This window comes from Priestia aryabhattai B8W22 (assembly GCF_000956595.1).
Classification (GTDB): Bacteria; Bacillota; Bacilli; order Bacillales; family Bacillaceae_H; genus Priestia; species Priestia aryabhattai.
On record NZ_JYOO01000013.1, the window covers coordinates 114708 to 133114 of the forward strand.

General features: G+C 36.5%; 18 protein-coding genes and 1 tRNA gene. 4 read left to right on the plus strand and 15 right to left on the minus strand.

Translation table 11 applies throughout. The annotated features are described in order from the left end of the window. Nucleotides 1–25 precede the first annotated feature (25 nt). A complete protein-coding gene (gene iolC, locus N178_RS12340; RefSeq protein ID WP_045292480.1) occupies nt 26–1033 on the minus strand; it encodes a 5-dehydro-2-deoxygluconokinase in 1008 nt (335 codons plus the stop codon). Nucleotides 1034–1109: 76 nt separating this feature from the next. Next, complete coding sequence (iolG, locus tag N178_RS12345) at nt 1110–2132, minus strand: inositol 2-dehydrogenase (RefSeq protein WP_045292482.1); 1023 nt, start codon at nt 2130–2132, stop codon at nt 1110–1112. A 423-nt stretch (nt 2133–2555) separates the two neighbouring features. Between iolG and N178_RS12350 the strand changes: the two genes are divergently transcribed. After that, nucleotides 2556–3836, plus strand: coding sequence for an MFS transporter (locus N178_RS12350; RefSeq protein WP_045292483.1), 1281 nt, complete (start codon nt 2556–2558; stop codon nt 3834–3836). Between the two features lie 63 nt (nt 3837–3899). On the opposite strand, the gene N178_RS12355 is transcribed toward N178_RS12350, so the two are convergent. Beyond that, nucleotides 3900–4898 (minus strand): LacI family DNA-binding transcriptional regulator, encoded by a 999-nt coding sequence (locus N178_RS12355; protein WP_045292510.1) that lies wholly within the window; start codon nt 4896–4898, stop codon nt 3900–3902. Between the two features lie 138 nt (nt 4899–5036). Beyond that, nucleotides 5037–6368, minus strand: a complete 1332-nt coding sequence (locus N178_RS12360; RefSeq protein WP_045292484.1) for a prolyl oligopeptidase family serine peptidase — start codon at nt 6366–6368, stop codon at nt 5037–5039. A gap of 270 nt (nt 6369–6638) precedes the next feature. Between N178_RS12360 and N178_RS12365 the strand changes: the two genes are divergently transcribed. Beyond that, nucleotides 6639–6848: an alpha/beta-type small acid-soluble spore protein gene (locus N178_RS12365; RefSeq protein WP_016762907.1), complete on the plus strand. Its 210-nt coding sequence runs from the start codon at nt 6639–6641 to the stop codon at nt 6846–6848. 232 nt (nt 6849–7080) lie between these two features. Here the strand turns inward: N178_RS12365 and N178_RS12370 are convergent, their stop codons facing one another. From N178_RS12370 to N178_RS12390, 4 genes are all read right to left on the minus strand, one after another. Continuing rightward, entirely contained in the window at nt 7081–7308 is a 228-nt protein-coding gene (locus tag N178_RS12370) for a hypothetical protein (protein ID WP_028410211.1), read from the minus strand. 75 nt (nt 7309–7383) lie between these two features. Beyond that, complete coding sequence (locus tag N178_RS12375; RefSeq protein WP_045292486.1) at nt 7384–7875, minus strand: YflT domain-containing protein; 492 nt, start codon at nt 7873–7875, stop codon at nt 7384–7386. A 174-nt stretch (nt 7876–8049) separates the two neighbouring features. Then, nucleotides 8050–9501 carry a cardiolipin synthase gene (gene cls, locus N178_RS12380; RefSeq protein ID WP_045292488.1) on the minus strand — a complete coding sequence of 484 codons (1452 nt, stop codon included), beginning with the start codon at nt 9499–9501 and terminating at the stop codon, nt 8050–8052. 477 nt (nt 9502–9978) lie between these two features. After that, nucleotides 9979–10809 (minus strand): GNAT family N-acetyltransferase, encoded by an 831-nt coding sequence (locus N178_RS12390; RefSeq protein WP_045292492.1) that lies wholly within the window; start codon nt 10807–10809, stop codon nt 9979–9981. 148 nt (nt 10810–10957) lie between these two features. On the opposite strand from N178_RS12390, the gene N178_RS27025 reads away from it, so the two are divergent. Next, nucleotides 10958–11131, plus strand: coding sequence for a hypothetical protein (locus N178_RS27025; protein ID WP_169746665.1), 174 nt, complete (start codon nt 10958–10960; stop codon nt 11129–11131). A 161-nt stretch (nt 11132–11292) separates the two neighbouring features. Next, nucleotides 11293–11829, plus strand: coding sequence for an SH3 domain-containing protein (locus N178_RS12395; protein WP_045292493.1), 537 nt, complete (start codon nt 11293–11295; stop codon nt 11827–11829). 53 nt (nt 11830–11882) lie between these two features. On the opposite strand, the gene N178_RS25970 is transcribed toward N178_RS12395, so the two are convergent. The 7 genes from N178_RS25970 to N178_RS12425 all read right to left on the minus strand — a co-directional run bounded on the left by N178_RS25970 (nt 11883) and on the right by N178_RS12425 (nt 18396). Continuing rightward, on the minus strand, nt 11883–12011 hold the full coding sequence (locus N178_RS25970; protein ID WP_013055210.1) for a YjcZ family sporulation protein: 129 nt from the start codon (nt 12009–12011) through the stop codon (nt 11883–11885). A gap of 227 nt (nt 12012–12238) precedes the next feature. Next, the gene (locus N178_RS12400; protein WP_045292494.1) at nt 12239–13000 is read right to left on the minus strand and encodes a M15 family metallopeptidase; all 762 of its coding nucleotides are present in this window, start codon (nt 12998–13000) and stop codon (nt 12239–12241) included. A 208-nt stretch (nt 13001–13208) separates the two neighbouring features. Next, on the minus strand, nt 13209–14432 hold the full coding sequence (locus N178_RS27815; RefSeq protein ID WP_045292495.1) for a LysM peptidoglycan-binding and 3D domain-containing protein: 1224 nt from the start codon (nt 14430–14432) through the stop codon (nt 13209–13211). 279 nt (nt 14433–14711) lie between these two features. After that, nucleotides 14712–16484, minus strand: a complete 1773-nt coding sequence (locus N178_RS12410) for an extracellular catalytic domain type 1 short-chain-length polyhydroxyalkanoate depolymerase (protein ID WP_045292497.1) — start codon at nt 16482–16484, stop codon at nt 14712–14714. A 247-nt stretch (nt 16485–16731) separates the two neighbouring features. Beyond that, entirely contained in the window at nt 16732–17229 is a 498-nt protein-coding gene (locus N178_RS12415) for a GNAT family N-acetyltransferase (RefSeq protein ID WP_045292499.1), read from the minus strand. Between the two features lie 345 nt (nt 17230–17574). Next, a complete protein-coding gene (locus tag N178_RS12420) occupies nt 17575–18180 on the minus strand; it encodes a hypothetical protein (protein WP_045292502.1) in 606 nt (201 codons plus the stop codon). A gap of 139 nt (nt 18181–18319) precedes the next feature. Then, a tRNA-Met gene (locus tag N178_RS12425) sits at nt 18320–18396 on the minus strand. Nucleotides 18397–18407: the final 11 nt, after the last annotated feature.

An 18407-nucleotide genomic window follows, 5' to 3' on the forward strand; every position in this document is an offset into this window, starting at 1 on the left:
TCTTTTAAGATTTCTCCTTTATCTATTAAGCTTCCTGCAAAACTTCCGTTGCTGTCTCCATAAAGTTGAAGAGCTCAATACTTGTTGGCATAGCATCTGAACAGCTGTGTTTTGAAATTACAATCGAAGCTGAGGCACCGCCCAATCGCATTGCCTGTGGAATTTCAAGCCCTTGCATCAATCCGTAAATAAAGGCTGAAGCATAAGAATCACCAGCGCCAAACGTTTTAAGAACTTTTGTTTTAAATATTCCTCCGCGGTGAGACTCGCCGTCTCTTGTATAAGCAATAGATCCTTCTCCACCGTGCTTAATCACGACGATTTGAGCATGATGAGAAAACCATCGTTCTGCTGTTACTTGGTCGTTAGATTCTTCATAGTTTAATAATTTTTCCATCATATCAAACTCTTCTCGCGTACCAATAATCACATCTGATTTTTCAGCGGCTAAATTAAAATAGACTGCCGTTTCAGCTTCCGATTCCCACGTGTATGGACGATAATCGATATCAAAAAATACAACAACTTCATGCTTTCGTGCGTGTTCTAGTGCTAAAAACACGGCTTCACGAGAAGGACTTTGCGCAAGAGCCGTTCCAGATATTAAAAGTGCCTTTGACTGTTTGATATATTCTTCTGATACTTCTGTAGGACTCAGCTTTAAATCCGCTACGTTATCACGATACATTAAGATACTGCAATCTGTAGGACTTTTGATTTCTGTAAAAGCTAGTCCCGTTACGGCCCCCGTTTTATCAATAACAATGCTATCTGTATTAATCTTATTTGTTTGCAGATAATCCGTAATGAAGCGTCCCATTTGATCATCTGATACTTTTCCGATAAAACCGGTTTTTAAGCCTAGCCTTGCTGCTCCAATTGCAATATTAGCTGGAGAGCCTCCTACATATTTAGTGAATGTTTTAGTCTCTTCCATTGGACGCTGTGTTTCATTTGCATTTAAATCAATACATAAACGGCCAACAGCGATGAAATCTAAATCACGATTTTCTTTAAAAACAAGCGGATTCATCTTTATTCCTCCTTAGTTAAGCGCTTTCCTAAAAGGGTAGAAAGACTAATTTCTTTCATCCCCACGTTTACCGTCATTAATTCACTGCGTATTTTTTATGTTCAATCTTTACTGGCTGCCCAGATAGTAAAGATTCTTTTGCTGCTTTAGCAATTCGTTCTGCCTGTAACCCATCGTTACCTGTACAAATCACGCTTTGATTTTCTGTAATTGCTCTTGCAAACTGTGTTACTTCATCTATGTACGCTTGTGTATAGCGCTCAAGAAAGAAATACAGCGGCTTCTCTTTGACTACACTTTTGCCTGTTGATATTTCTACTGTAGTTGGACGGCAATTATCAGCAGTAGCGGAACCTTTTTCACCAAAAACTTCAAGACGCTGATCGTAACCGTAGACAGCTTGACGACTGTTATCAATTACTCCTAAAGCTCCATTTGCAAATTTTAATGACACAATTGCCGTATCTATATCCCCTGCTTCTTCAATAGCGGGATCGATTAGCGTCGTGCCGTAAGCCGATACTTCAATTACTTCACTGTCCATTACATAACGAGCCATATCAAAATCATGAATCATCATATCCATGAACAATCCTCCTGAAGCGCGAACGTATTCCGGACTCGGAGGCTGAGGATCTCTGGAGGTGATTTTTAAAATGTGCGGCTGTCCTACTTCTCCTTGTTGTACAAGATCATGCACTTTTTTAAAGTTGGGATCAAATCGTCTGTTAAAGCCAACTTGAAGCTGTATGCCGTGTTCTTTTACTACTTCTAACGCTTGGATTGTTTCTTCTACTGAAAAACTAACGGGCTTTTCACAGAAAATATGCTTTTTCGCTCGAGCAGCTTCTTTAATAATCGATGCGTGCGTATTCGTTGGTGAACAAATGAAAACGGCATCAATTTCTGGATCAGCTAATAAATCTTGATAATTAGTTGTTAACGTCGAAATTTCTTTACTTGCAGCCCATTCATGTAAATGATCTACTACCACATCTGAAACCGCTTTAATTTTTATTTGCGGCATTAATTTTAAATTATCGACGTGTAATTTCCCTATGCGTCCAGCACCAATTATTCCAATTGTAAGAATCCCCATCTTATTTTCCCCTTTAATTAAAAGTTAAGACAACGTTCGCTCAAACCTCTATATAGGTTAAGCGCTTTCCTGATTCCAATTATACATAACGTTTTCTGAAATGCAAACATTTTTATAGATTATTTAGAATATTTATTTTTCAATCATCTAAATGTATAAAAAACTTTTTTATTTTCTTATACATTTATTGATGAAACATGAAGAATTTCTCTATATTTGAGTATTTTTATCATAAATTCAGTGATTATTACCTTACGTACCCATATTTTTATGATTAAAATCATTTAATTGAAAATTATATATATTTAAAATTTTAATTGACGTTCAAAAAATGTAAGCGTATACTTTTTATTAAATAGATTAAGCGCTTAACCAAATTAGTTTGATGTTTTACACAAAATAATCGATCTGGTGGTGTGAAAAATGAATGAATTTATTTCCAGAAAAACGGCTTTAGACAGGATTGGGATCCCTTCTCATTTAACGTGGGGATACATAGGTATTATTGTTTTTATGATTGGCGATGGTTTAGAACAAGGATGGTTATCTCCTTATCTTGTAGAACGAGGTTTAACCATTGAACATGCTGCTTTACTGTTTACTGTTTACGGCATTACGGTCTCTGTTTCTTCCTGGTTCTCCGGCGTACTGGTTCAGCTGTGGGGCCCTAGAAAAGCAATGGCATTCGGCTTAATATCCTTTATTATTGGTTCAATTGGATTTATAGGTTTAGGACTTCATATTATGAATTACACAATTATATTAATTTGTTATGCTCTTAGAGGATTTGGTTACCCTTTATTTGCTTACTCATTCTTGGTCTGGGTGTCTTACCGCACGCCCCAGGAAATGCTTTCAAAAGCAGTAGGCTGGTTTTGGTTTGTCTTCCAGCTTGGATTAAGTGTAATCGGAGCCTTTTACTCAAGTTATATGGTTCCGAAAATTGGCGAAATCGCTACCTTATGGAGTGGTTTACTTTTTGTTTTGATCGGTGGAATCTTTTCCATTATCATGAATAAAGACAAATTTACCGTACAAAAAGTAAACGATAATAAAACAAAAGAATTAATGAAAGGGATTACAATTGCATTTGAGAACCCTAAAGTAGGGATCGGCGGAATCGTAAAGATTATTAACTCTGCTGCTCAATTTGGATTTGTTGTTTTCTTGCCAACATATATGATGAAACATGATTTTACGATGAGTGAATGGTTGCAAATCTGGGGTACACTGTTTTTTGTGAATATGGCTTTTAATATTATTTTTGGTATTGTTGGAGATAAATTTGGCTGGGTAAATACAATCAAATGGTTTGGCGGAGTTGGATGTGGAATTGTAACACTTGCTCTCTACTATGTACCGCAATTCGTCGGACATAATTATTGGGTGATGATGATTGTCGCATGCTGTTACGGTGCAACACTAGCAGGATATGTTCCTCTTACAGCGTTAGTGCCTTCTTTAGCGCCGGAGAATAAAGGAGCTGCAATGTCTGTGTTGAACTTAGGTTCTGGACTTTCTGCTTTTGTAGGCCCTTTAATTGTAACCGTTTTTATTGGTCTTTTAGGCACTGGCGGTGTGATTTGGATCTTTGCTTGCCTATATTTCTTTGGTGCTTTTTTGACTGGCTTCCTTACGATTCCAACAGAAACAACTATTAAAGAAGACACAATAAACGAAGTCAAAAGTCCGGTCTCTCTATAAATATGATTAAGCAGAAAAAGCTGCAGGTGCCTCAACACCTGCAGCTTTTTTATTTTCTCTACTTTATAACTTTTTTACTGACGCACGTTCTACTAGTTCGGGAATAATCGTTATTCGCTGTTTCGCATGCTCTTCTTTTTTCATAGACTTTAACAGCTGTTCAAACGTACTAGCAGCCATCTGAGAAATGGGTTGTTCAATCGTTGTCAAACCCGGCTCAGCAATATCAGCATAAATCGTATTATCGAATCCAATTACCGACAGATCTCCTGGGATCGAAAGCCCCTGCTTCCTTGCCTCGTTTATGAGCGATACCCCAATTAGATCTGTACATGCAAAGACTGCTGTCGGCCTGTTAGGCAAGGAAAGCAGCTGTTTACTTGCTCTTCTGCTATCTTCTACTGTTGAGTAACAGCTGATAATGGACTGATTTTCTAGTGACAAATTTGCTTCTGTAAGTGCTTGCTTAAAACCCACTAATCGCCCTTCACTGCTTTTTCTATCTTTTTCAGTCATAATCGTTACCGATTGATGACCTTTTTCTATTAAATACGTACCTGCGATATATCCTCCGCGAACGTTATCAATTGTCACTACATGCGTTGAGATAGAAGGATGGTCAACTGAAAACAATACAAGCGGTACATCATGCTTCACAATTTTCTTTACGAGCTTCGTATCATTTAGTTCAGTTGCAATAATGATTCCATCTACTTGTTTTTTAAATAAAAGATCTATATATTCATGCTCGCGCGCCGTTTGATGATCTGTACTGCATAAAAAAAGCGTGTATCCCGCTGCTCTAGCACTATTCTCAAAAGCTCTTGCTACCTCTGCAAAAAAAGGATTAGAGATATCAGGAACTAACACGCCAATTGTGTACGTCTTTTTCCCCGTTAACGCAGCTGCTACACTGCTAGGCTGATAATCTAATTCCATCATTACTTCATTCACTTTTTTTATCGTTTTTTCACTAATACGGCCTGTTTGATTGATTACTTTGGATACAGTGGCTATCGATACCCCTGCTTTTTTCGCAACATCATAAATGGTTGGCTTCACTTTCACTGTTCCTTTCTTCCTGATCTCTTCCCTTATTTTATCACGAAAGTATTTAATCTTTTATTTTAGATATATCCTTTATCTTTAAAAGAGAAATAAAAAAAGCTGCTCTACTTGAAACAGCTTTTTTATAAGTGATTAATTGTTCAGCGATTGCTTGCTCATCCATTCCATTATGCTTATTGTGCTTCCATTTATCTTAGTGCTGGGTTCGTTGTTATACAGATATATCCAAGATGAATGTCCATTATACTGATAGGGCGCACCATCGTTATTTTTATACAAGCCTGTGGTATCATGTACATCCTCAAATAGTGATAAATAAACATTATTTGCATGGCTTTTAACCAAACGATCATAAGTTGGAAGAGTGTTAATTGTTGGCGGAAGAACTGTATCATTCTTAGCGGCTACGAACCAAATAGGTGTTTCTCTCATCTTTTCAATATCTTGATCCGTAATTAATCTATCATTTAGTCCTTCACATACTGGAAATGCTGCTGCAAAATAGTTTGGATAATCACGAATCATAAGCATAGTCATATATCCGCCGTTAGATGCTCCTCCAATATAGATTCTATTGGGATCAATATCAGGGTTTTTAGAAACATATTCTTGAATTAATGCCATCAGTGACTCTTTATAAATAGAAGTTCCATCCGCTTCACCGGTATAACCATCCATCCATTTTGTTGGCGCTTGTGGTACTAAAACGTAGGCACCTTCAAAATAGGCCTGAGTTTCTTTTATGACAAAGCTAACAGCTTTATTAGCAGATAAGGGAATTGTTGCATCTGTTCCTCCCTCTCCTCCACCATGTAGCCAAATGATTAATGGATTCTTTTTCTTATCTTTTGCCGGCGCATGACTTGCGTATGCTAATTCTACATTGTGATATATACCTTTTTTAATTGCAAAATCATCTACGAGTTCTCTTTTCTCTCCCGTAAACTGTTTCACTACAAGCCCTGACAGCTTTCCTTTCTTTGTTATCATATCTTTTTGCTGAGTAATGGTGTATTGACTCTCTATCCATGCATTTAATCCTGTACCGTATTCATCATAATTTAGTGGCGCCCCTAATGAAACGGCCGGTCCAACTTCCATTTCTAAAACTGCATATTTCCCAGTATGTACGGCTGGTTGTCCATCTTTATCGGATACATATGCTTTTTTTACTTTACGATCTCCTTGTTCCAATAAAGACGGCTCTAATCGACTATCACTTCGAGCCACATGCACCTTAAACGTTTCTTTTGTAAGTGAATTGGTTGGAACAGGTTCACCTAAGTCAATAATAATTTTTGTGATCGCCGCTCCCCAGTCATAAATCTCTGTCACTGTACGATAAGATGTAGCTTTTTCGTGCGCCTGCTTCGCAAACGCTGTTTTCTCGTAAGAGAGTATAATGCCAATTGCTAGACTCCATGTAACAGCCAATAATACATACTTTTTTAATCTTTGATACATGATGGACTCCTCCTTTTAAATTAGAATAGAATTATTAACATTCTCATTCTATTTCGAATAGTATGTAACCGCTTACTTACTTGTGTTCTATTTTACGTGATCTCTCTCTCTTTCTACACATAATTATTTTCCGTTACTTAGCGGAAAACTTTGTAACTATATTCCAATAAGCATATTCTATAAGTCCTTGAAAAAATTTTTTTATTTTATGTATAAAAACTATCTATTAATCAAATCATAATCTTAACCTTATAAAAGGAGTTGATTATGATGGCAAACAGCAGAAATAAGAGCAGCAACGAATTGGCAGTACACGGTGCTCAACAAGCAATCGATCAAATGAAATATGAGATCGCTAGCGAATTTGGCGTAACTCTTGGTCCTGACACAACTGCACGCGCAAACGGCTCAGTAGGCGGCGAAATCACAAAACGTCTTGTGCAAATGGCTGAACAGCAACTTGGCGGCGGACGTTTCTAAATCACTATCATAAGCAATACGGCTGGAGGAAGAGCGAATGACCGTTCTTCCTTTTCCCATTTTTACATAATCTCTTATCGCGTTTCTTCTCCTCTATATGTATCTAAAACAAAACCACTATCCCTATAACGTTCACATCCCGTTATATAAGGTTCTCTTTCTCTCACAATAGATTATTTATGGTAAAACATAAAAAGAAGTTCCTTTATATAGGAACTTCTTTTATCTCACTTTATAAATGTGCAAGCTCTTTAGATATCTTTTCGGTCTTTGCTTTTAGCTGCTCTTGCTGACCTTCTAAGTCAGCAAGAACAGCTAACACTTCCGTATTCTCTGGTTCTTCTTCATACTGTTTTAACGTAGCAACAAGAGACTGTGAAACTTTGATGAGCTTCTGATTAACTTCTTGCTGCTGTTTTAAATAGTCAAGTTCATATTCCGTTTTTTCTAGATTTCTCATCGGTCCCCTTCCTTTCGTTAACTAGCTTTTATTTAAGAACGCAGTCTTTTATTATCGCATTTGGTTACTTCAACATTACCTTATTTTATTTTCGTGATTGCCGTATAACATTTTTTCATTCATTGGGTCAGCTGATTTTTCAGCAGGTGTCACTGTTTGTCCTAGAGTTGAATTGTGTTTATCATGCTCAACTGCGTCTACCATCAGCAAAACTTTTCCTTTTTTAAGATCAGATACATATGAGGAAGCTTCTGCAGCAGGTACACCATATTCGGTTAATTGATTTTCGATTCGATTAACATCTTGATCCATTTTTTCTTCAGACGGCGTAAAAGCATTTTTTATTTTCTCCATAAAGGATTGATGGTGCTTTGAGTGTTGATCTGTATCAACTGTTTGCACATCAATTCCTGCAGAATGCTTAATCGCTTCTGTATTTTCATGACGCAGACCACTGTTTGTCAAGACAGAAAGTGCACTGTCCGGATATCCCTGTGTTTTTAAATTTCGAATCGCTGTAATAACTGCTGCCTCTGAATCATACGTACCTACTACATTTTTTGTCATTTTCTATTCCTCCTAGGTATTATCATTTTTTAGCTTGTTATAGTATTAATACCCTTGGATTTTTTGGTAAAACTTTTTAATTTTATCTCTAACTCTCCTTACAAGGAGAAACCAATAAAATAACAGACCTGAATCTAAAAATTCAAGTCTGTTTTATGATATCAATGATTTGTATTATAAAATTGGTGACAGTAAGCGAGATACCGCTTCTTTAAATTTTATAAGAAGAGAGCGCTCTTTATATCGTTCAAGCGTTAATTTTGAACTGTATTGCACATCTTCAAGAAACAGGTTCTGCAACTTTTTGGCAATAGGCTGGTCATATACAACTGCATTCACTTCAAAATTAAGGCTGAAACTTCGCGGATCGATATTCGTCGTTCCTACAGAAGACAATTCATTATCTACTACAATCGTTTTAGCATGCAAAAAGCCTTTTTCATAGAGATAAATATTCGCACCATATGTCAGCAGTTCACCTACGTGAGACCACGTAGCCCAATAAACAAAAGGATGATCGGGTTTGTTTGGAATCATAATATGAATCTCTACTCCAGATAATAAAGCAATTTTACAAGCATCCATAAAGCTTGCGTCTGGAATAAAGTAAGGTGTTTGAAGGTACACACTTTCTTTGGCCGACATAATCAATGAGATATACATGTTTTTCAGATGCTGAGTAGTCGAGTTTGGCCCGCTTGCTACAATTTGTACAGGAACCGTTCCAGAATGAGTTTCTGTGCGATGCAAAAATTGTTCCAGTTCAATTGGCTGCTTTGTTGCTTGATGCCAATCTAAAATGAATCTCCCTTGAATATCGTTCACTGACTCTCCTTTAATGCGAAAATGAGTGTCTCTCCAATAACCCATTTTTGGATCTAACCCTAAATATTCATCTCCTACGTTAAATCCTCCTATGTATGCTACTTCACCATCAATGATACAAAGCTTTCGATGATTTCGATTGTTAATCCGAAAATTAATTAAGCGAAGAATTGAAGGGAAAAACGCCTGTGCTTCGCCGCCATATGAAATAAGCTCCTTAAAAAATGATGGCGTCATTTTTCTAGATCCTACTTCATCATAAAGAACACGAACCTTTATGCCTTCTTTTGCTTTTTTTGTTAGCTCATCTCTTAATTTTTTCCCAAGATTATCTCGTTGAATAATATAATATTGAATATTAATTTCTTTTTTAGCATTTCGAATGTCCTCAAACAATGCATCAAATTTCTGATTACCATCACTAAAGATATCAATTTCATTGTCGGTGCGCACAAGTGACTTAGAAGAATTTAAATTAGTGAACAGCAGTTTATTATGTTGAATCAGTAAATCATTTCGATATTCGTGGGTAGCTTTAAGCTCTTTTAATTGCTCTTCCACTGAAGATCTTAAATATTCCCGCTCATCAGATGACAATTTATAAAAGTTTTTCTGTTTTAGCTGTCTTCCAAAGAACAGATATACAATAAAGCCGACAATTGGTATAAAAAATAAAATAAGAAGCCACGCCCATGTAGATCCTATATCTCTTCTTTCGATGAAAATAAGAATACCGGCTAATAAAATATTAATAGCTGTTACAACAGATACACTTAGTGTAAAGATATGGGCAAATTCCATCCTTTTACTCCTTTCTTTCTACTACATCACTCTATTAACTCATTCCCTTTTTTAACGTTCTCATTCACTTTACTATACATAACACAGATGGCTTCCTTTTTCATCTTTAGGATCCAAATTTTATTGTTTTTTTATTTTTTGCTACACTAAAAATATGAAATATTTCTTTTTATTGTGTATTAAAAACAAGGGGGAAATAACTTGTTTTTTTCTTTTATTTTTCTTAGCCTCATCAATGTATTTATCAGTATTAGCCTGGGGTATACGGCTTATCAATTATTTAAAAAAGCATTTATTGGAGGTATTCTTACGGGTATCCTTGCTTGCAGCGCTCCTATCATGTTTGTATGGCCTTCTCTGTTTCTATCAACGGGCATATCACTTTTTCTCTACTTTCTCATTATTCACTCAAAAAATCACATATCATCTAATATATAGATAAAAAACACGAAAATCTAAGATTTCCGTGTTTTTTATCTACAAGCTATATACGTAATAATCCTGCACATGATATGAATTGAAACCGCATGTTTCGTAGAGTTGCAAAGCGCGTTTGTTTTTCGCTTCAACCTCAAGAAATACATCATACCCTAGCTGATGCTGCTGTAAAATGACTTGTTTTAAAGCCGCCTTTCCTATTCCTAATTTTTGATAAGAAGGTAAAATACCAAATCCATAAATCCATGCTTCGCTTTTATCATAAGATACCCTTAACTTTCCAACCGCTTGGCCATCATACTCTACGATAAAATGATGTTGCTGTTCCTCCGTGTTCAGTTGCTCATAATAAGCAGCTGCTTCTGTTAAAGACATACCAAAGCATTCTACATCAATTTGCATTTCTATTTTTATATGTTTATCTGATTGGGAAGAGCGAAGTGTAACAAAGGAATTATCATCTTCCAATTCTTTTTTTGCCCACTTCATTTGATATTCTGAAAAAGTAAACGAACATGGGATTTGCTTTAAGAATTCCCTACCTGAAACCGAATCGCCAGGAGCATTTAATAAAATCTCTGTATACTTACGCTTCTTACATATATGTAAAGCTTGAGAAAACAGCTTTGAAAAAATCTTTTTTCTGCGATAGCTAGGAGCGACCATTCCGCATATTTCAACTGTATTCCCAAACCCATAAAGACCAATAAATCCAACAAGCTGATTATCTTCATAATGAAAAAAATCGTTAACGTCATTTTGTTTTCGACTTCGTAACATGTCAAAATTCAGCTTCAGCTCTATGTGCTCTTCTTGTTCGCAAATAGACTGTAGCTTTTGTATATCTTCTAGTACATGTTGTTCTAACATACGTATCCTCCTGCATCTCTCTTTTTATTATAAGTTCGGCTTTATTTAACTTTTTCCTTTCATCTTTAGCGCAATAGTCGAATAATTATAGGGTAAAAGCAAGATCAAAAAGCATATAGAGTAATCAAACTAAATAGGCGGGGTGCTTATGAAAAAGACCATTTTAATAAGTTTTATTGCACTAGTTGCTTTAACCATTATTTATTGCCTGCAGAAAGAATTTATTTTTGCTTTAGCTTTGTGGAGCATTTATGGGACAGTATTATCAATTTTTGTATATTTTTCTTTTCATAAATCAACGGAAGATCGCAAGGATGAGTAACAATAGCGCTTTTAAAAGGTCTATGAAATAAACCTTTTTACAGACCTTTCGTAAATTTACAACTGGGATGCATATTGGTAACAATTTAGAAACAAGTATTCTTTATTCTTAGTGTTATAGAAAAAGATATTACCTATTTCACTAAGGAGTTGGAGATTCGTATGAAGACAATTACAAAATCTATATCGGTTTTTGCATTAGCAGCGGGCTTTACTTTTTCATCTCTATCTGGAATACTGCCATTCACTCACGAGCAAACAGCAAGTGCAGCAGAAAAAATAAACGCACCGTTCAGCGTATATGAAGTGACCGCAAACGTACTTAATATACGTTCAAACCCTAGCACTCAGGGAAAGATTCTTGATACATTAAGAAAAAAAGATCAAATCGAAGTAGTCAAGTTTGTAAATGCAGACTGGGCTGCCATTAAAATAATTGGCGGCACCGGATATATCAGTACTTCCTATTTAATGAAAGTCCCTACTACTGTTCATACAGCTGCTAATCTTAATTTGCGTACAGGGCCTAGCACAAGCAACAAAGTTGTAACAACTATTCCTAAAGGAAAAAGCGTCAGCTTCTTAGCTTGGGGCTACTCAAAAGACAACAAGCTCTCATTTGATTGGGCTTTTGTAGAATACAACGGCTTTAAAGGATATGTAAGCACTTCGTACTTACAGTTACCTAGTTATAGATAAAAACAGATAACTCCCTTGAATTATTTCAAGGGAGTTTATTTATAGACACCTTATTAATAGTGCCCTGCCCATGAAGCACCGATGATAATTAGTAGAATAAATAGCACAACGATTAACGCAAAGCTACTTCCGTGACCTGCTCCGTATCCGTACCCATAACCATAACCTCCGTAAAAACTCATTTTCTTTCACCTCCCTTTTTTGTAGAATATGTGAAGGGAAATAAAAACGAACATGAGTATTCTTTATCACAAAATTCATTATAATTTATAAACGTTAACTCTTTTACTAGTAAGGCATAGGATATAGCATCTCGTGGTTCATCTCTACATCTTTCCCTCGTTCATCCTTTTAAAATAAGGGTATATTCCAGCAATAAAAAAAGAAGAGTTTATATAACTCTTCTTTTTTATTGAACTGTATTATCAACTTGCATATAGTCATTATAATATTCTTCTAGCGTAATTCCTTTCTTAGACACCTTAGAGGCGAGTTCTTTTCCGACAAATCGTATATGCCACGGCTCATATTTATAACCTGTAATCTGCTGCTTTCCTTCTGGATAGCGAACAATGTATCCGTATTTATATGAATTTTCTTCAATCCATTTGGCTTCAGGAGTATCTTTAAAACAATCTTGAGCTGCACACTTACCGGTGCTGCTTGATACATCTATACTTAAACCAGTCTGATGTTCACTGCTGCCTGGGTGAGCGCTGTAATGATTAGCTGCCGCTTCTCCATCTTGTTTTATATACGCTTGATAAAGAGATTCTTGACGGCTTTGAGAACGATAGGCAGAAACACCGGCTAGGTAAATTCCTTCTCGTTCAGCAGCTAAAAACATCCTTTCTAATGCTTTTGCTGCTTCTGTACGCATTTGGCGCTTTTCAATTTTTTCTTTAAATATAAACCGAACGTCTGGGTATACAAGGTCAGTGGGTTCATAGTGATCAGGAAGAAGATTTTGCTTGTTTACTAACACAGCAATGGATTCTGGGTTCCCTACAATTTCTATACTATTTTGCTTCTGTTTAGAAGAAGATAAAGGATTATGATCAGACGTATTCAAATGATCATCGTGCTGAAATAATCCTTGATAGCCTAGATACGAGAATCCTGCGATAACACCCAGCACTATTAGTAAAGCCATTTTTTTATAAAGTTTCATATTTCTATACTCCTGACATATTTTCAGCTTTTTAGGACACTCAAACATTGTATATAAATCAAGAAATAATTACTAATATAACAAACTAATTCCTACTATAAATTTTAGTATGCCCGGACCTAATTTTTTCAAACGTTCATTTTAAGCATAAAAAAAGAGATGTCTCCTAAAAGACATCTCTCTTTACTTCTATTCTATAAGACTAGTATTAGTCGATAACTGTAATTTTAACTGATCTTCTGCCCCAGTCTTGTGCAGCACTATCTGAAGAAACGAATACATCAATTCGATTTCCTTTAATTGCGCCACCTGTATCTGCTGCTACAGCTTGACCATAACCTTCAACGTATACTTTTGAACCTAATGGAATAACGCTAGGATCAACTGCAATTACTCGTTGATTTGGATTTGATTTTAAATTTACTCCAGTAGCTGTTGTACCACTGCATCCAGCACAGTTAGCTGTATAAGCTGTTGCTTCAACAGTCATAGACTTACCGCTAGCTTGCTGTTGAGACTGCTGCTGTTGTTGTTGTTGAACTTGTTGCTGCTGAGCTGCTTGTTCTTTTTGTGCCTGCTCTTGTGCTGCCTGTGCTTGTGCCGCTGCTTGAGCTTGCTCTTGTTCTTTTTGTGCTTGCTCTTGTGCTGCCTGTGCTTGTGCTGCTGCTTGAGCTTGCTCTTGTTCTTTCTGTGCTTGCTCTTGTGCTGCCTGTACTTGCGCTGCTGCTTGAGCTTGCTCTTGTTCTTTCTGTGCTTGCTCTTGTGCTGCCTGTGCTTGCGCTGCTGCTTGAGCTTGCTCTTGTTCTTTCTGTGCTTGCTCTTGTGCTGCCTGTGCTTGCGCTGCTACTTGAGCCTGCTCTTTTTGTGCTTGCTCTTGTGCTGCTTGAGCTTGCTCTTGTGCCGCCTGTGCTTGCGTTGCTACTTGAGCTTGCTCTTGTTCTTGTTCTTTTTGTGTTTGTTCTTGTGCTGCTTGTTCTTGCTGAGCTTGTGCCGTTTGAGACTGCTGCGCTTGTGGAGCTGCCTTTGCTACTGGCGCACTAGCTGGTTGAGATTGAGCTGCTTGTGCCGTTTTAATTTTAAATTGTTCTCCAGGGAAAACTAAGTCTGATGTTAAACCGTTCCATTCTTTAACTTCTTCTACTGTTACGCCATAATGTTGACCGATTGACCACAAAGTGTCACCACGTTTTACAGTATGTACGATTTCTTTTATGCTAGATAAGTTTAGTGTCTGATTTGGATAAATTAGTGTTGATGTTAAGTTATTAGCATCTTTTAGCTCGTCTACGCTCACATTATGACTTTGAGCGATTTTCCATAAAGTGTCACCTTTTTGTACTTCATACGTTCCGCTTGTAGAGGCAGATGCTGCACCTACAAATCCTGCTGAAAGAATTGCCGTTGTCCCTAGAGTAAATACAAATTTCTTCATTTTCCGAATACCTCCTTATTTACTCAATGACTGAATGATACCACCTGTTCATTTCACTTCCATTACAGGAATATTTTACTTTTATTACGGATTTAATTAATTTTAAACATTTTCTTGTAATATTTCTGACAATTCATTTTTAAATAATGATTAAATTTCATCAAAATCATGTCAAAATTTGAAGAAAACTCTATAAAAAGTTGGAGTTGTATTCGGTGATAAAAGTAACTTATCAGCAAAAAAAACCTTCTAAAAGCAGTTAGCTTTTAGAAGGTTTTTTTACTTATAGGAAACAGTTACAGTTGGAGCATATGCAGGATTGTCCCCTCCATAAATTTCAACTACGTCACTTAAAAAGTCTGCTGGACCTGAGCTTGACAAGCGAAACTGAGTTTTGCCGGTCCTATTCATATATCCCCAAAGTGAGGAAGGAAGTTGAATAGTTGTATATCCATTATTGAGTGAAGGCACTGACATTTGGAAGGCCGCTGAAATAGATGGTGAGGCCTGATAATCTATTTGTTCTAAAGAACTGCTAGTTCCAAATACACCGCTTTTAATATCGCCTTTCAAAGATGAAATATTCCCAGTTGAGGATTTGCGATAAATTTTTAAAGATACATCCGTAATGATTGCATCATCAGGTAAGGAACTTGTATCAAAAGATAAAATGGTTCGGTATGTGTCGGTATTGTACATTCCTTTATCCCCAATTTTATGAATAGAACTACTCATACCGTCAGCTGATAAATTTCCGATAAATCCATCTTCAGCAGCAAGCGAAGAAAACACTGAAGATTTCTCTGAAGTTTCAGAAATTTGATAAACTTCCGTCTTTACTCCCTCTTGGTTACCCACAGCGTCTACACTAAAAAATTTTATTGTTTTGCTAGAGTCGATGGTAATAGGCTCAGAATACTTTAGAGAATTAACAGTTGGTATGCTTCCATCTAATGTATAGTAAGTGATGGCAGGTTCATTGGTTGATAATGTGACAGAAACAGAACTTCCATACGTTCCTCCCGCTGGTGAAGCAGCTGTAACCGGTGGTGATACATCTCCTGGATTAGAAGCATCACTGTTCTTTGGATGGCTTTTAAAAAAGTTCCAGCTTAATTTAGTTGCATTTGGTCCTTTAGGATCTGTATAAGAACCGGATGTACTTCCCCCTGACCAAGCATGTCCCATTCCTTCTATCATGTACTTTTCCATTACTGTTTTTCCTGCTGTATCTTTGTAAATATATTGCGTATAGCTTCTTCCACCAGATACTGTACCTGTTGAAGTTTGATCTGCCGTATCATCAATATTGTTATTATCCAGCCCATCAGCCGCTCTATCGTTTGTTTGAGCCCATTGCGATAGTATTTGATTCGCATTTATAGGCGCAACAGTGTAGTCAGCTGTTCCATGAAACAAAATAACCGGAACCACTCGTTTATGATCTCCCATGGCTGAATAGGCTAAATCTCCTTGTTGGATAGGATTAGGACCTCCACTGCCCATTGCTGTATAAGCACCTGTCACACTAGTCGCTGCTTTATATTCTAAGCCAGCCCCAACGCTGATAGCCGCAAATATGTCTGGATAAGTAGCTCCCATAATAACACTCATAGCTGCACCAGCAGATAGCCCTCCAACAAAGACTTGGTCGGCATCTATTGAATAACTGCTTTTTATTTGATTAACCATTCCAGCAATTAACGCTGGTTCACCGCTTCCCCTTGATTGATGAGCCGTATCAAACCAGTTCCAACACTTATTTGAATTAGCAGAAGAGGGTTGTTCTGGATAAAGAACAAGAAACTTCTCTGTCTCCGCCAGTGCATTCATTTGCGTTCCTGCTGCAAATTGATCAGGGTCTTGAGTACAGCCATGTAGCATAACTACTAGAGGTAAGGCAGTACCTCCCTGATAACCGCTAGGTACGTACAGTTTGTATGTCCTTCCGTTATATGTTTTAGAGGTAAAACTTCCTGCGGCTGAAGAAGATACAGCACCTAAAGATAAAAAAAGCATAATAATCATCCCTGCTATAAATAATCGTTTCATCTTCCTGCTTCCTCCTTATATTGATATGGTTATACTTAGCAGCAAACGTACATATCGGTATGGTATGGAATGAATAAGAGTTATTAGTAAGATGATAGCAAGGTTTTATGTAATCAAATTTATATTAACTGCACGATTTGCCTATGGTTATGAGGACGAATTAAATCATTCATCTCCAAGTGAAGAAAACGCTTACATAAAATTGTAAACGATTGTGCCGATAAATACTATAAAAAAGACATACCTTTTAAAAATAGGCCGGTATGTCTTCTATGGATTGCTTACTTAAGTATTCATATTGTGACTCGCTGCAACTTACCATAGCAATGGATTGAGGATAACGTTGTAAATGAGAAGGGAGCTCCTTAAACCCAAACTGATGATAATATTCAGGAAGAATATCGCTATAAAGCATAAAAATAGCGCTGCGCTTCTCTATCTTCATTTTTTGAAAAAAGTCTTCAAGCATATCACGGCCATACCCCATTCGTTGATAAAGCTGGTGTACAACAACGGATCCAATACCATGCAAAGCAAACTTTAATCGGGGAGTTTGTAAAAGAAGCAAAATAAATGAACCAATAATTTGATTCTCTTCATTTACGTATACATACCGAATTCCATATGTTTCTTCTTTTTGATTATCTCTAACATACTCTTTGTACGTTCTGCCTTTAGGCCATGCGGCATATCCCATTTGATAGACTTCTGCCAATTCTTCAGACTTTATTTTTCTTAATAACATGAACATCCCCTCTTTATTTATAATCCCATACGTCAGCAGACATTTTTTATAAAGTTAAAAATAGTTCCTGTATGTATATATTATACTTCATCCTACGGAGGCTTTCTTGCTCAGAGTACTATTAACAGGTAATATGTAAGCTGCTTTCTCAAAAAACTAGAAAGATTCCTGATAGTTGTTCCTTACCCATAGCAGTCATATATGTAAAGATACTCTTTATCATTCCATAAAAACATAGAGATGTAAATGTATTTCCAGCTTCATTTAGCATTCATTACGTATTACTCATCAAAAAAAGCATAGAAACTACGGTCTATGCTTTACAGGGAAAGTAATAATCATTTCTTAAGCTTTTTCGTTCTCTATATACTCCACTAGATAAAAGAAAAAACGATATGTAAGAACAAGAGCTTCACCTATCGATATTTTTTCATCAAATTCTTTTATAGCATCTAACTCAATATTCACATCCCATAATCCATCTTTATCATTAAATAAAAGCTGGACGCTTGTTGGGCTTTCATTAAGCTCTTTAGTAAAAAATTGTTTTAGTAAAGAACCGAATTTTTTTTGCATATGTAACCCCGTTAATACTTTATATGTGCCAAACACATCATCCACTTCAAAAGAACATCCATCCAGCTTAATAAATTCAAACCATTTTGATTCTACATATAGAAATTCACTTCTGTGCTCTTTCACGTAAGAAAGAGGAGTATCTAAAAACGAAAGAGGAGATTCTTCTGCGATCAGCTCGTCCGTTTCTTTATCTACTCTTTCGATATAAGAATCTTTAAAACGTGAAGATGCCTCTTTTTCTTCTATCATCAGGTTTTGCGGTACCAACTCTTTTTGCAACGCATATTCCTTTTCTTCTTGGTATAAAGACAAAGATTGACCTTGAACGTTCATTTCTTTTTCAATATAAGTTTGAATATTACTTTGTAACATGAAAAAACCTCCTGATTAATCTGCATCACTATCTTATATCATAACCTAAACAAGTGTTTATAAATATAGCCAAACAAAAAATCCTTAGGCTATGCCTAAGGATAATAATAATATATTCAAGTATGTATAAAAGATAATTTGGTTGCGGGGACAGGATTTGAACCTGCGACCTTCGGGTTATGAGCCCGACGAGCTACCGAACTGCTCCACCCCGCGATAATAAAAAT

Excerpts from the sequence above, each read along its gene's own strand:
- iolC (WP_045292480.1), bottom strand. The coding sequence starts at position 1,033 with ATGAATCCGCTTGTTTTTAAAGAAAATCGTGATTTAGATTTCATCGCT.
- iolG (WP_045292482.1), bottom strand. The coding sequence starts at position 2,132 with ATGGGGATTCTTACAATTGGAATAATTGGTGCTGGACGCATAGGGAAA.
- N178_RS12350 (WP_045292483.1), top strand. The coding sequence starts at position 2,556 with ATGAATGAATTTATTTCCAGAAAAACGGCTTTAGACAGGATTGGGATC.
- N178_RS12360 (WP_045292484.1), bottom strand. The coding sequence starts at position 6,368 with ATGTATCAAAGATTAAAAAAGTATGTATTATTGGCTGTTACATGGAGT.
- N178_RS12365 (WP_016762907.1), top strand. The coding sequence starts at position 6,639 with ATGGCAAACAGCAGAAATAAGAGCAGCAACGAATTGGCAGTACACGGT.
- N178_RS12370 (WP_028410211.1), bottom strand. The coding sequence starts at position 7,308 with ATGAGAAATCTAGAAAAAACGGAATATGAACTTGACTATTTAAAACAG.
- N178_RS12375 (WP_045292486.1), bottom strand. The coding sequence starts at position 7,875 with ATGACAAAAAATGTAGTAGGTACGTATGATTCAGAGGCAGCAGTTATT.
- cls (WP_045292488.1), bottom strand. The coding sequence starts at position 9,501 with ATGGAATTTGCCCATATCTTTACACTAAGTGTATCTGTTGTAACAGCT.
- N178_RS12390 (WP_045292492.1), bottom strand. The coding sequence starts at position 10,809 with ATGTTAGAACAACATGTACTAGAAGATATACAAAAGCTACAGTCTATT.
- N178_RS27025 (WP_169746665.1), top strand. The coding sequence starts at position 10,958 with ATGAAAAAGACCATTTTAATAAGTTTTATTGCACTAGTTGCTTTAACC.
- N178_RS12395 (WP_045292493.1), top strand. The coding sequence starts at position 11,293 with ATGAAGACAATTACAAAATCTATATCGGTTTTTGCATTAGCAGCGGGC.
- N178_RS25970 (WP_013055210.1), bottom strand. The coding sequence starts at position 12,011 with ATGAGTTTTTACGGAGGTTATGGTTATGGGTACGGATACGGAGCAGGT.
- N178_RS12400 (WP_045292494.1), bottom strand. The coding sequence starts at position 13,000 with ATGAAACTTTATAAAAAAATGGCTTTACTAATAGTGCTGGGTGTTATC.
- N178_RS27815 (WP_045292495.1), bottom strand. The coding sequence starts at position 14,432 with ATGAAGAAATTTGTATTTACTCTAGGGACAACGGCAATTCTTTCAGCA.
- N178_RS12410 (WP_045292497.1), bottom strand. The coding sequence starts at position 16,484 with ATGAAACGATTATTTATAGCAGGGATGATTATTATGCTTTTTTTATCT.
- N178_RS12415 (WP_045292499.1), bottom strand. The coding sequence starts at position 17,229 with ATGTTATTAAGAAAAATAAAGTCTGAAGAATTGGCAGAAGTCTATCAA.
- N178_RS12420 (WP_045292502.1), bottom strand. The coding sequence starts at position 18,180 with ATGTTACAAAGTAATATTCAAACTTATATTGAAAAAGAAATGAACGTT.